This is a genomic window from Sorangium sp. So ce185, assembly GCF_051526825.1.
Classification (GTDB): domain Bacteria; phylum Myxococcota_A; class Polyangia; order Polyangiales; family Polyangiaceae; genus Sorangium; species Sorangium cellulosum_D.
The window spans coordinates 1,980,365-1,993,796 of sequence record NZ_CP150316.1; the positions used below are offsets into that span (position 1 = coordinate 1,980,365).

At 71.9% G+C, this 13,432-nt stretch carries 10 protein-coding genes; 6 read left to right on the top strand and 4 right to left on the bottom strand.

The window, feature by feature from the left end; genetic code table 11:
* Positions 1-5: 5 nt before the first annotated feature.
* Positions 6-1,958: a sulfatase-like hydrolase/transferase gene (locus WMF26_RS07220; RefSeq protein ID WP_437999717.1), complete on the top strand. Its 1,953-nt coding sequence runs from the start codon at positions 6-8 to the stop codon at positions 1,956-1,958.
* Between the two features lie 89 nt (positions 1,959-2,047).
* On the opposite strand, the gene WMF26_RS07225 is transcribed toward WMF26_RS07220, so the two are convergent.
* On the bottom strand, positions 2,048-2,563 hold the full coding sequence (locus WMF26_RS07225) for a DUF1993 domain-containing protein (protein ID WP_437999718.1): 516 nt from the start codon (positions 2,561-2,563) through the stop codon (positions 2,048-2,050).
* Positions 2,564-2,759: 196 nt separating this feature from the next.
* Between WMF26_RS07225 and WMF26_RS07230 the strand changes: the two genes are divergently transcribed.
* Entirely contained in the window at positions 2,760-3,353 is a 594-nt protein-coding gene (locus tag WMF26_RS07230; protein ID WP_437945371.1) for a Uma2 family endonuclease, read from the top strand.
* A gap of 66 nt (positions 3,354-3,419) precedes the next feature.
* On the opposite strand, the gene WMF26_RS07235 is transcribed toward WMF26_RS07230, so the two are convergent.
* On the bottom strand, positions 3,420-6,488 hold the full coding sequence (locus WMF26_RS07235; protein WP_437999719.1) for a PEP/pyruvate-binding domain-containing protein: 3,069 nt from the start codon (positions 6,486-6,488) through the stop codon (positions 3,420-3,422).
* Positions 6,489-6,768: 280 nt separating this feature from the next.
* On the opposite strand from WMF26_RS07235, the gene WMF26_RS07240 reads away from it, so the two are divergent.
* The 4 genes from WMF26_RS07240 (at position 6,769) to WMF26_RS07255 (ending at position 10,805) form a co-directional block, all read left to right on the top strand.
* Complete coding sequence (locus tag WMF26_RS07240) at positions 6,769-7,746, top strand: YegS/Rv2252/BmrU family lipid kinase (protein WP_437999720.1); 978 nt, start codon at positions 6,769-6,771, stop codon at positions 7,744-7,746.
* 173 nt (positions 7,747-7,919) lie between these two features.
* Positions 7,920-8,549 carry a hypothetical protein gene (locus tag WMF26_RS07245; RefSeq protein WP_437999721.1) on the top strand — a complete coding sequence of 210 codons (630 nt, stop codon included), beginning with the start codon at positions 7,920-7,922 and terminating at the stop codon, positions 8,547-8,549.
* Between the two features lie 61 nt (positions 8,550-8,610).
* A complete protein-coding gene (locus WMF26_RS07250; protein WP_437999722.1) occupies positions 8,611-9,744 on the top strand; it encodes a formimidoylglutamate deiminase in 1,134 nt (377 codons plus the stop codon).
* Positions 9,745-9,977: 233 nt separating this feature from the next.
* Positions 9,978-10,805, top strand: a complete 828-nt coding sequence (locus WMF26_RS07255) for a DUF4328 domain-containing protein (protein ID WP_437999723.1) — start codon at positions 9,978-9,980, stop codon at positions 10,803-10,805.
* Positions 10,806-11,090: 285 nt separating this feature from the next.
* On the opposite strand, the gene WMF26_RS07260 is transcribed toward WMF26_RS07255, so the two are convergent.
* Entirely contained in the window at positions 11,091-11,918 is an 828-nt protein-coding gene (locus tag WMF26_RS07260; protein ID WP_437999724.1) for a hypothetical protein, read from the bottom strand.
* On the bottom strand, positions 11,915-13,399 hold the full coding sequence (locus tag WMF26_RS07265) for a DUF5924 family protein (protein WP_437999725.1): 1,485 nt from the start codon (positions 13,397-13,399) through the stop codon (positions 11,915-11,917). The genes WMF26_RS07260 and WMF26_RS07265 overlap by 4 nt, the downstream gene beginning before the upstream one ends.
* Between the last annotated feature and the right edge of the window lie 33 nt (positions 13,400-13,432).

Here is a 13,432-nt window from a genome sequence, read left to right on the forward strand (position 1 = left end):
TCCGGATGGCGCAGGACCTCGATCGACAGGGCGCCGCGCCCGCCGCTCGCCCGCGCGCCGCGCGCCGGGCCGCGCGCCGCCGGCGCCGCCTCCACGGCCTCGCCCTGCTCGCGTCGCCGGCGCTCTGGCTCCTCGTCGTCGACGTGCTGCGGCGGGCCCGCCACATGACCACGTTCGACCGGCTCCACGCGGCCGGGTACGCCGCGACCGTCGCCGTGTCGCTGGGGTTCTGGGGCGTCCTGCTCTACGTCGCCTCGGGCCGCCGCGGCGCCCTGCGCGGCGTGACGGGCGGCCTGTTCGTCGCGCTCTTCACGCTCGCGTGCGGCGTCCAGGGCGGCTTCCACGCCCTCTACAACATCTACTGCTCGATCGACTCGCAGATCCACTCCCAGTCGATCCCCTGGTCGATCGTGGGCACGCTCCCGCTCGGGCACCCGCGCGTGCTCGCCCACTTCGCCGTCGCGCTCGGGCTCGCCCTTGCGGCGCTCCGGCTCTCCCGCCGGTTCGTGCGCCCGCGGCGGCTCCGGCGGCGCGTCGCCGCGGCGCTCGTGCCGCTCGCGCTGATCGGCGTGACGAGGATCCCGGTGAGCTACCGGGTGATCCAGTCGTCGTCGGCCGACATGATCTACTTCCACGGCATCACCGCCGTGGTCAAAGAGCACCTCGGCATCACCGACGACTCGCCGGATCTGCGGGTGCAGCGCCGCGACCCGGAGCGCGTGCCGCCGCTCGCCGCGCGGCCTGCGCGGCCGCGGAACGTCGTGCTCATCCTGCAGGAGAGCCAGCGGGCGGACGTGACGTGCGTCGAGTACGACCCGGACTGCGCGCTGGCGACGCCGTTCTCCAACGCCGCCGCGCCGGCGCGCATGCCGCTCTTGCAGATGCGGGCGCACGACTCGACGACGGCCATCTCCATCTCGAACATCTGGTCCGGCGTCTCCCCGACGGAGAGCCTCGCGGCGCTCAGCTCGGCCCCGCTGCTCTGGGATTACGCCCACGCGGCCGGGTGGGACACGGCGTACTGGACGAGCCAGAACCTCATGTTCGGGAACGCCCGGCTCTATGTGCAGGACATCCCGGTCTCGCACCGGGTCGTCGCGACCCAGCTCGATCCGGGCGCCGACCTCGATTACGGCGCCTATGACCGGCAGCTCACGGATCGCGTGATCGAGGAGTGGGGCGAGCTCGCCGAGCCGTTCTTCGCGGTCGTGCATTACTCGAACATCCACTTCCCGTACGTGAGCGATCCGATGCATGCGCCCTTTCAGCCCAGCGAGCTGAGCAAGGCGCCCGACAAGAACGAGCATTTCAAGAACTACTATCGCAACGTCGTTTACCTGTCGGACATGGCGGTCGGCCGGCTCATCGAGCACATCCGGGGGACGCCGAGCGGCGAGCGCACGGTGATCGTGTACACCTCGGATCATGGCGAGTCGTTCCGGGAGCACTGGCAGCTCGGCCACACGAGCTCGCTGTGGGACGAGGAGATCCTCGTCCCCGCGTGGATCGACGCGCCGGAGGGGACGCTGACCCCGGAGGAGCGGGCGAGCATCGCGGGCGCGCGGGACGATTTCGTGTGGCACCTCGATCTCGCGCCGACGTTCCTCGATCTGATGGGCCTCTGGGACGAGCCGCGGCTCGCGCCGTTCCGCGGCCGGATGATGGGGCACCCGTTGACGCGGCCGGAGCGCACGGTCGCGCCGGTGCCGCTCACGAACTGCACGTGGGTGTGGGGGTGTTCCTTCCGCAACTGGGGGATGATGCAGGGGCCGCTGAAGATCGAGGCGCGCGAGTGGGACGGCGAGTTCCACTGCTTCAACGTGCTGGAGGATCCGCTCGAGCTGACCAACCTGGGAGAGCAGGCGTGCGCGCCGCTGCCCGATCTCGGGCGCGCGCTCTTCCACGAGATGCCGAACGTGACGCCGCCGGGGAGGCCGAAGGTCGACTGGGGCGGTTGAGCCTGTCGGGGCGGCCCGGCGTCGCCCCACCGCTCATCCGAGGGGAGGGCCGGCGTCGCGGGCTGGTGGGGCGGGGAACGCCGCCGCGGTCACAGGTCGCGGAGCTCGAGCGCGCCGATGAAGTCGCCCTTGCCGACGTCGATCCCGTTGTGCCGCAGGATCGAGTACGCCGTGGTGGCGTGGAAGTAGAAGTTGGGCAGCGAGAACTGGAACATGAAGTCCGCCGCCTTCATGCCCTTGCCCGGCAAAAAGAACAGCGGGATCGTGCGCTCCTCCGCGCCCTTCAGCTGCTCCGGCTTCAGCGCCTTCACCTGCTCGAGCGCCTTCCCGATGCGCGCGCGCAGATCCGCGATCGTCTCCTGCTCGGCGTCCTCGCGCGCCGGCGGCTCCTCGCCGGTGAGGAGCGCGGCCAGCCGCACCGGCCAGTGAGCGACGGTCTGGATCTGGCGCCGGAGGTTCCACTGGTCGGGCGCGAGGCGCGCCGTCAGGAGCTCCTCCGGGTTGAACTTCTTCTGCTCGGCGTAGGCCTGCGCCTTGTCGAGCCAGACCAGCACCTGACCGAGCATGCGCGCCATCTGCGGGAACGAGCTTTCATAAAGGCTCATGATCTTCTCCTCGTCGACGGTGAGAACCGGCGCCTCTGGTCCATCCGCAGCCTCCGCGCGTCAACCCCCGCACGCCGGCCCCGGTCCACGGCGCGCCGTGACCCGGAGCAGCGGCCGAGCTAGACCGTAACTTTTTGAAATTGCTTGACAATCCGGAGGGACGCGACCCCTCGCCCGGAGGCGCTATGCTCGATGCGTGCCCACCGCCGCGCAGAGGCCACACCCCGCCACGCTGGCGGATCTCCTCGCCATCCCCGAGGAGCAGCGCTTCCACGAGATCGTCAACGGCGAGCTCATGCAGAAGGCCGTACCTTCGTTCGAGCACGGCGACGCGCAGTCCGCCATCGTCGCGCACGTGAAGATCCCCTTCCAGCGGCGCCCCGGCGGCCGCTGGCCCGGAGGATGGTGGTTCGCCACCGAGGTCGAGGTCGAGCTCGCGCCGGACCAGGTGTACCGGCCCGACGTCGTCGGGTGGCGTCGCGAACGCGCGCCCGAGCGCCCCAGCGGGAGCCCCGTCCGGATCCGGCCCGACTGGGTCTGCGAGGTGCTCTCCCCGGACAACGCGCGAAACGACACGGTCAAGAAGATGCGTGTCTACCAGCGTTGCCAGCTGCCTCACTACTGGATCATCGATCCCAGGGAAGAGACGATGACCGTGTACCGGTGGACTCCCGAGGGGTACCTCGTGGCGCTCCGCGCGGAGCGGGGCGAGCGCGTCAGGGCCGAGCCGTTCGACGCCATCGAGCTCCAGGTGGGCGTGCTCTTCGGGGACGAGCGCGAGGACGAGTGACGGCCCCGGCGGAGCCCCGGGCGGCCGCGCGGCGCGCCGGGGCTCCGCGGGCCGCCCGCGAGGCGCTCAGTCGATCTGGGTGAACTCGCCCGCCGCGTCGGCGGTCCACATCTGCGGCGGGATCCCCTCGATGTCGGAGGTGCGGATGTAGATCCACCGGATGCCCTTGTCCTCGAGCTCGGCGAGGGGCGCCGGGTCCAGGCCGGGCTCGAGCCGGGGCTCGAAGACGAAATCCTCCGAGAAGTTGTGGTGCGCCGGGCGGTACGTCTGCGCGTTGTAGCCCTTGAGCACGATCGGGCTGCTCGTCAGCCCCGTGATGCGCGTCTCCACCCACTTGTGGAGAGGCGCCGTGTACCCGGCCGTCGGGCCCTTCGGGGAGGGCGGCCAGTAGAACGACGTCTCCACCTGGACGCTGGACGACGCCGACGCGAGCGAGCGCTCCTGGAGCAGCGCGCCCTCCACGGGCGGACCTTCCGCGGGGCAGGCGCCGAGCCGCACCGCCTCCATCGACACGCTGAGCGGCGTGCCGTCCCAGTCGAGCGACGACACCGGCGTGGCGTACTCGGCGCGGACCTCGAGCCCGAAATCGCGCAGCGCGACGAGCGGCCCCACCGACGGCGGCAGCAGCTCGGGCACGGCCGAGGTGGCGAGCGCGAAGGTGACCGCCGAGGCCCCGTCGCCGTCCACGAACGCGTCCGTGGCCGTCTGGTCGGCGTACGTGTGCGTCGCGCCCGGCCACGCCGCGGGGCTCCCCGTCAGCGTCGCCACCGAGCCGGAAGAGAGGTAGTCGAGCGTCGCGTCCTCGAAGAGGGTCGCGCCGAGGGCCGCCGGCGTGAGGAACGCGCTCTTCGGCGAGAGGCGCGCGCGCACCTTGAGCCGGTGGTTCGCGAACACGTCGCCGAACTCGCCCTGGAACGTGCAGAGCTCCTGCGGCTCGGGGAGCAGGAACGGCGTGAGGGTCGGCGTCGTGCTCGGGACCGAGACCTCGCGCACCTGCTTCACCACGAGCTCCCCGGGCTTCATCTTCTTGAACTCGTAGTCGAGCAGGAACGCCGTCTTGCTCGGGTGCACCTCCCTGAACCGCTCCTCGACCCGGCCGAGCAGGGAGGCGAGCGCGCGGTAGTCGTCCTCCCACTTCATCACGTGGTCCCCGAGCGGGACGAGCGTCGAGCCGGCGCGGAGCTGCACGTAGGTCTCGCCGAAATCGCTGATCACGCTCACGACCTCCGGCAGCGCTCCCCCTTCCGGGTTGGTGACGGACGTCGCCCCGAGCTGCGTCACGATCTTGATCTCGTCCGTGGGCGGGATCCCGCGCGAGAGCGTGGCGACGCCGTTCGCCATCTCGTCCTCGTCAGGATAGGAGTAGTGGACGAGGACGCCCATGCCGACCTCGGCCTCGTCCACGCCGTACAGGAGCCGGGCGAGGAAGGCGTTGTCGTTGTAGAAGCTCGCGTACACCTTGCGGATCGCGCGGAACACGCCGCGCTCCTCGTCCTCGCCGGCCTCGCAGTGGCTCGGCCCCACCTCGTCGGCGTCCTGGTCGTCGGCCAGGCAGCCGCTGTAGCTGTCGTAGAGGCCCGCGCCCGTGAAGACCGCGCTGTCCTCCACGTTGGTCGAGCTCCGGAACCGGATCTTCTTCGTGGGCGAGAAGTCCGCGATCGCCGCCTCGATCGCCTGCCGCTGCCCCGCGGAGAAGGCGGTGTCCTTGGTGATCCGATCGCGGATCGCCGCGAGATCGACCTTGAGCGCCCGCGTGTCGGGCGGATACGTGTAGCCGCCGAGGCGCTCGGCGATCTCGGCGCGCAGCGTGCTGCCGCCGGGCATGACCTGATCGAGGAAATCGTCCCAGAGATCGAACGACAGCGCGACAGCGACATCGGAGCTCTCGGGGATGGCGTCCCGCAAGAGGCCGAAGTTCGCGGCCTTGCCGCCGAAGTGGACGATGTCCGCGGGGCCGAGATCCTCGGTGGAGCCCGAGTAGGCCCCGAGCGGCTCCTTGGGCTGGATCCCGAGATCGCCCGGCCGCTTCAGCGAGAGGAGCTGCTCCTTGTCCGCCGGCGCGAGCTTCCCGTCAGCGTCGAAGAGCGCGGCCCGGCACACGACCCCCCACTCCAGCGAGGCGCGCAGCGCGACCTCCTTGCCGTCGAGCGCCTTCGCCTGCTCGGCCGTGGCCGGGTCCCCGACGTACACGAACGGGATGCCGAACGACGTCGCCAGGAGCGCGGTGTGCGCGTTCGGGGTCGACGGCGACAGCGAGATGATGCCCGCCACATAGGGCACCTCCGCGGGAACGGAGTCGGTGAGGAGGATGTCCTCGGCCTGGAGATCGCCGCTCGCGTAGGCCGCGTCGATCATGTCCGGCGGGACATAGCGGAGCCGGCCCACGGCCCAGCCGGTCGAGTAGCACGCGTCGCCGTTCAACCATCGCTCGACCGAGCTCACGGGGAACCCGCTCTCCGCGAAGAACGCGCTGTTCGCCGCGGCCGACTCGGCCTGCTCGTAGGTCGGGAAATAGAAGGGCTTCGTCCCCTCGGGCGCGACGATGCTGTCCTTCACGAGATCCAGGACGACGCGCGCCATCTCGGGATCGTAGGCGTCCTGACGGACCAGCTGGACGCCGTACTCCGGGTCGGTGGCCGCGAAGGGCGAGATGAGCACCGCGCCGAGGATGGCCTTCTGCCCCTCTTCGTAGAGCGACACCTGGTCGAACTCGTCCAGCGTCATCTCGACGAACGGGTCGAGCCGCTCCGTGGCGAACTCGGCGTGAAACGGGTACTCGTTGCTGTTCTGGTAATAGACCTTGGTGGGGTCGTGCATCAGCACGGTGAACTTCACCCAGGTCGGCCCGTCGTACGACGAGTACGCCGCGAAGGGGTCGAAGGGGATCTCGATCTGGTTCTTCCAGAGCTCGGACGGGGTGATGTCGATCGGGTAGGTCTCGACGGGCCACTCGTAGCCGTCACCGCCACCCTCGCCGCCGTCACCGCCGTCACCGCCTTCGCCGCCCGTACCACCTGCTCCGCCGGTGGCGTCCCCGCCGCCCGCGGCGCCGCTGCCCCCGGAGCCACCCGAGGAGCCGTCGTCGCACGCGGTGAGCGTGCCTGCGCCGAGGAGCGCCAGCGCAAGGCAAGCCATTCGACCGATTCGTTGAAACCTCATGGGAGACGCTGATGTACAATCGTCGTGCCACCGTGCTGCCGAGAGCGCCTTCGCGGTGCGCGGCGGGGCGTTCCTGTCGCGCGCATGGCGCACGCAGGCACAACCGCCGGAGCGCGCCCGAGCGGGCGGGCGGGCGGGCGGCGCGTCGACGCGCGCCGGCGCCGCCCTCGGCCCGCCGGCGCCGGCGCGGCGGCCCGCGGGCTCCATGACGAATTTTCTTGGGGTTTCAACCGCTTCGGCGTTCTAGGATACGGCGATGACCGAGCGGAGAGCGGCGCTGATCTTCAACCCTGCTGCTGGCCACGCCGGGGATGCGGTCGAGTCGCTTCCTTCGCGGCTCCAGCGCGAGTTCGCGCTGAGCGTCTACGAGACGAGCGCGGACCGCAGCGCCGCCGCGTGCGCCGAGGCGGCGCGCCGGGAGGGCGCCCCCCTGGTCATCGCGGCGGGCGGCGACGGGACGATCTCGAGCGTCGCGTCGGCGCTCCTCGGATCGGACACGTGCCTGGGCATCCTGCCGCTCGGCACGGCGAACTCGATCGCGCTCACGCTGGGCATCCCGGCCGACCTGGAGGGGGCCATCGAGGTCCTCGTCCGCGGCGAGCCGACGCGCATCGACGCCGCCCGCGCGAACGGGCGGACCATGATCCTGCTGTCAGCGGTCGGGCTCCACGCCGACACCGTGGGCGAGACCCCGCAGGACGCCAAGCAGCGCTGGGGGGTGCTCGCGTACATCGGCACCGGGCTGAAGAAGCTGATGAGCCTGGAGCCGTTCGGGGTCGAGATCGTGACCGACGACCAGCGGATCCACTGCCGGGCGGTGGCGGTGACGGTCGCGAACATGGCGCCTGCGCGCACGGTGCTGGCGCAGGGGCCGCCGGTCGTGTCGCCGGAGGACGGGCGGCTCGACGTCACCATCGTGTCGGCGACGACGCTTGTCGAGGCGGTCGCGACGGGCCTGCACCTCCTCCGGACCGCGATGGACGGCGAGCCGGCCGAGCGCGACAACGTCGGGTTCTTCGCCGCCCGGCGGGTCCTCATCAGCACCGATCCGCCGCAGCGCGTGCTCATCGACGGCGAGGAGGTCGGGACCACGCCCCTCGCGGTCGAGTGCTTCCCGCGCGCCCTGACGGTCATGGCCGCCCGCCGCGAGGAGGTCCCCGCGCCGCCGCCCGCCGCCGAGGTCGAGGTGAAGCTGGAAGGGCTGCCCGAGCTCGAGGTCGAGCCGAAGGCCTGAGGCGACCGCGCGGCCGGCGCGGCGGCCGTCGCGACGCGCGCGCCCGCCGCGGCGCGACAGCAGCATTGTGACGCGGAACACGAGGGGAAAGCGACAGCGGCCCTGCGTAAGGAAAGGTGGTTTCGCCGGTGGGGCGGAGCTTGATCCTGATTCCTTCAAGGGAGCTTGGAAGCATGCGATCGACGTTCTGGGCGGGGGTGGTGGGGGTGTGTCTGGCGTGTGGTCTCTCGGGCCTCGGCTGCGGGGATGACGGGGCGCCGGCGCCGGAGGAGGCGACGGTCGGTGAGGGGACCGGCGAGGCCTCGTGCACGGGGCTCGACCCGTCGACGGTGGTCGATGAGCTCACGCCTGAGGAGGCCGAGCAGGCGTGCAAGGGATACCGCACGTGCGAGGCCGACCGGCTGGACATGAATTATTTTTGCCGCATGTTCGGCGTGCTGGGCGCGAAGTTCGGGGACAATCCCGGGACCGACGACGCCGGGGTGCGAGCGAGGTGCGCCGAGCACTACGAGAGCTGCATGGCCGACCCGGCGCAGGCGGCGCAGATCGAGCAGTTCCTCGCAGAGCTGCAGGAGCGACCCTGTGTGCAGCCCACGCAGTGCACCGCGACCATCGCGGAGCTCGACGCGTGCGCCGCCGCGACGAGAGAGTACTCTCTCAACGTGCTCCCCGAGTGCGGCGCGCTCACCGTGGCGTGGTACGACCAGGAACGAGACACCGAAGCGGTCATGGAGGCCTGCGGCAAGCTCAGCACCGGCTGCATGGCGCTCTTCGCGCTGCCGGAAGAGCCGGAAGAGGAGTGACCGGCAGCGCGAGGGCGCCGCGCCTTCCGCCGGCCTCCCCGGCGTGGTAGGTCGAGCGGCGATGAGGCTGACGGCGGGGGCCATCGAGCTGCCGGCGCTGGCGAGCGCCCACTCCCATGCGTTCCAGCGCGGGATGCGCGGGGAGGCGCAGCGGCCGGGGCCGTCGGGGTCGGACGACTTCTGGTCGTGGCGGACCGCCATGTACGCGCTCGCGGCGTCGCTCACGCCCGAGTCCATTCACGCGATCTCGAAGGTGGCCTATCGCGAGCTCCGCGCCGCGGGCGTCCGCACGGTGGGCGAGTTCCACTACGTGCACCACCAGCCGGACGGCGCGCCCTACGCGGATCGCACGGTGCTCGCGGACGCGGTGATCGAGGCCGCGCGCGCGGAGGGCCTCCGGATCGCGCTCCTCCGGGTCGTCTACGCGCGCGCCGGCGCGGGCCGGGCGCCCGAGGGGGCGCAGCGGCGGTTCTCGGACGGCTCGCTCGACGCCGCGCTCGCGGACGTCGAGGCGCTCCGGGCGCGCTACGCGGGCTGCGACGACGTGCGCGTCGGCGTGGCGCCGCACAGCGTCCGCGCCGTGCCCCCGGCGTGGCTCGGCGAGATCGCGCGGTACGCCGCGGAGCGCGGGCTCATGGTGCACATGCACGTGGCCGAGCAGCCGGCCGAGATCGAGGCGTGCCTCGCCGAGACGGGCCGGCGCCCCGTGGAGCTCCTGGCCGAGCGCGGGGTCCTGAGCGAGCGCTTCGTGGCGGTGCACGCGACGCACCTCGCGCCGCACGAGCCGGCGCTCCTCGGCGCGGCGCAGGCGTTCGCGTGCCTGTGCCCGACGACCGAGCGCGACCTCGGCGACGGGCTGCCGGACGTGGGGGCGCTGCGCGGGGCGGGGGTGCGGCTGTGCGTGGGGATCGACAGCCACGTGATCACCGATCCGTTCGAGGACCTGCGGGGCGTCGAGCTCGGCGAGCGGCTGCGGACGGGCAAGCGCGTGACGCTGCGGGGCGAGGGCGAGGGGACGCCGGCCGAGGCGCTCTGGGAGATCGGCTCGCGGCGCGGGGCGGAGGCGTGCGGGTTCGCGGACGCGGGCGGCAGCATCTCGATCCGCCGGGACGCGCCGGCGCTCGCGCTGGTGCGGGAGGAGCGGCTCCTCGACGCGGTGGTGTACAGCGGGAGCCCGGCGATCGTGGGCGATTGACGTCGGCAGGCACGGAAGCTCGCGTTTGCCGACGGGACGCGGATGCAGGTGTGTGGGATTGGTGCCACGCGGCGCGAGGAGCGAATCGGCTCTATTCCCGGGCATCCGTCGCGCGGGCGCGCGGGAGCGCGCCCGGCAAACCTCGCTGGGCGGCAGGGGTTGCCGGGTAGGGCCTGCCGTGCGGCAGCGGTTGCATTGCAATGCGGCGCGTTCCGCTGATAGCCTCGCTCGCCGTGAGCGGTTGGGCCGAAGCTCGGGAGGGGTGGGGCCGCGACGTCCGCGTCGTGCGCCGGCGCGCTCGTGCGGCGGTTGCCGGGCTGATCTCGATGGGGGCGGTGGCGGCGTTCACGGCGCTGGTCGGGGCATGGCACATTGCGTTGCTCGGCTCGACGGAGGTCTCGGCGTCGACATGGCAGCTTGCCAACACGCTCCGCGAGGCCGGGGGGGTGCTCGAGCTGGGGTTCGGGATCGTTGCGGGCGTGTTGTTCCTGCGCTGGCTCGCCAGGGCTGTCGCGCTGGCTGGCGAGCTGGATCCCGTGCGGGGTTTTTCCTGGACGCCGTCCGAGTCGGTCGTGGCGTTCTTGATTCCCGTCGTGAACCTGGTGCAGCCGTACAGGGTGCTGCGCGATCTCCACGACGGCCTTGCTCCGGCGGGCGTGCCTGAGCCTGCGCCGCGCCCTCTCCTGGACGGCGGGGGTGGTTACCGGCGCGTCGAGATGGCGCACGCCCCGCGGGCGGGCGCGGTGCACCATGCCGCGCTCGGCGCGTGGTGGGGGCTCTATCTCGCGAGCCGCGGCCTCGGGTGGCTGGCCTCTGTCATGCCGCAGCTGACCGTGGCGGAGTTCATCCGGTCCCGGTATGCGTTCATTGCGTCCGACGTGGCGTCGTTCGCTGCAGCGTGGCTCGCGGTGCGCATGGTCCGGGCGATCGACAGCCGGGTCGCGGAGCGCCAGCGAAGGTTGGCGTATGCTTCCGACGAGGAGCTCGACCGCCTCGTCGTGGAGCGCGATCTCCTGTTGCGGCGGGAACTGGCGAAGATCACCGGCTTCGGCGATTTCTGAGCGATTTTTTCTGGATCCAGGGCATGTTTGTCCAGTTGTTTGAACCGATTTTCTGGATCCAGTCTCTGATTGACCGGATGTAGGCTGGATAATTCTGGATTTAACCCGGTTATTTCCAGATATCCGAGCTATTTCTGGATTGTGGTTCTATTTGTCCAGTTGGTTGGGATGTCTCGATGGCTGGCGCGTCGACATCTCTCTCCGGATCCCTGGCCGGGCGTCCGGCAGGCGTAACCAGGTGTGCTCGAGGCGCGCTGGCCCGGCGTGCGTCGAGGCGTCGGGCACTCACCCCATCGCGTACATGACGAGCTGCGCCGCCCTCAGGACCGCCGCCGCGATCGCCCCCACCTTCCACGCGCGCGAGAGCCACCACTGCGCCTCGCCGCCGTCGAGCCACGGCGGGACCCACGCCGGCGGCTTCACCAGATCCGCGACGGTGAGCACCCGCTCCCGCCGCTGCGCCTCGCGGTAGCCGCCCTCGCCGCCGCGCACGTGCTCCTCCGCCCGCACGTACGCGAACAGCCGCGCGCTCCCGCCCTCCGGGAGCAGCGCCCCGCCCGCGCCGAGCGCCTCCGGCGTCGCCGGCAGCTCGAGCCGCGCGCCGCCCTGCGCGAGCCGGAGCGCGCCCGCGCCGGCACGCTCGACGCGCGCGCGGACCCAGCCGTCGGAGCGCTCGCCGCGGAGCAGCGCGCGGAGCGGCGTCAGCTCGGGGCTCGGGCCCAGGCGGGGCGCGCGCCGCCCCGGGAAGAGGCGCGCCGCGACGAACCAGAGCACGATCGGGAACACCGACAGGATGAGGTGCAGATCGGTCGCGCTGGCCACGCCCGCCGCGCCGTCGAGCACCGGGAAGGAGAGCACGCCCGCGGCGGCGAAGGCGCCGACCGCGATCGTCGCGCCGAACCCGCCGACGACCCCGAACGCGACGTTGCCGATCGCGATGACGCCGACGGCGACATTGCCGATCGCGATGAACCCGCGCGCGACGTTGCCGATCGCGATGAAGCCCGTGACGACGTTGCCGAACACGAGGAACCCGTTCGCCATGTTGCCGACGTCGACCCAGCGCGCGCGCTGCGCGGCGCCGGCCCGGTCGCCATGGAGCGGCGCCTTCATTCGGTCACCTCGAACGCGGTGCGGCCGACGAGCTGGCCGTCCTCGGTCTCGACATCCACGGTCCAGTGCCCGGCCAGGCGGCGCGGCAGGCTCCCGCCCACGAGCTGCGACTTGAGCCGCACCGCGCCCTCCGGGCCAGGCACCCGCAGCGTCTCCTCCGGCGCACGGAGGATCTCGCGCCCCTCGTGCCGCCACACGTGGACGAGGCGGTCCCCGTCGCCGCCCGGCACCACCACGTCGGTCACCGCGCGCAGCTCTCGAATCACGGAAAAATGCAGCGATTTCACGGACATGGCCAGGCGGCCGTCCGGGAGCACCGAGGGGCCCACGGCCGCGGAGGACAGGTGCATCGGCACCGGCGGGATGATCTCCCGCGTGCCGTAGGCGAGCCCGACCCCGGCGGCCGAAGCGAGGACCAGGAACACCAGGCCCACCCGGCTCCACAGCGCCCCGAACGGCAGGTGAAGCGTGCAGAAGCCGAGCACGGACACGAGGGCGGCCGACAGCAGCGTGTAGAGCGTCCGGGTGTTGGGGAGGAGCGCGGGGATGACGAGGTTCAGGCAGGCGAACAGCGTCACCCCGTAGAACACCGAGGCGAGCGTCTTCCAGCGCATGAGCACGCGGTCGAAGACGAGATCGAGCGTCGAGAGCACCGCGCAGGCGCCGAGGAGGAGGACGAACCACCGGTTCGGCGCATCCAGGCTGGCGCTCTTCCAGTAGAACGGGAGGAGGAAGAAGAGCATGCCCTGATAGAGGTTCTTCAGGACATAGGTCATCACGAGGAAGCGCAGCCGGGCGCCGCGCCACGCGGTCGCGAAGTCCTGGCGGGCGCCGGTGCCGAAGAGCCGGAAGAACAGGAGCACGAGCAGCCAGGCGACGCTGACCGAGATCGCGAGGAAGCGGGCGTGCTGGAACCCCTTCTGCGCGAAGGCGACCACGAAGGCGCCGAGGCTGAGCGCATAGGCGGTGTGCAGCCACCAGAGCTTCTTGTGGTGGCGCTTGAAGAAGGCGCGGGCGGCCGACTTGAGGTCCTGAGGCCGGCCCTCCTCCTGCGCCTCGGCGTCGAGGTCGACGAAGGAGGCCTTGGGCTCGGCCTTGACGGTCGGCGCGTCGTCCTCCGCGGTGGCCCGCGCCGGCCGCGCGGGCATCTTGAGCGTGCGGTCGTCGTGGTCGCCGCCCGGGGCGCCGGCCTTGGGCGGCATGCGCAGGGTGACGTCGTCGATGGCGCCGCGCTCCCGGCCGCCGGGCGCGGCGGCGGCCGCGGCGCCCCCGGGCGCGCGCGGCGCGGCGTCGCCGGGCGCGCGGCCGGGCTCGTCGCTCGGCATGTACACGATGGTCGGCGCCTCCCCGAAGGCGTCGGGCACGCGCGGCTTCTGGACCAGGGTCGTGGCGTTGGAGGACGGCGGCGAGGGCCGCGAGGGCGCGTTCGCGTGGGCCTCGGGGGCCGAGGCGTCAGGGGAGCGCGGCGCGGGCTGTTTCATGTCCGGTGCGCAGCGTACCCGACGGGTGCTCTG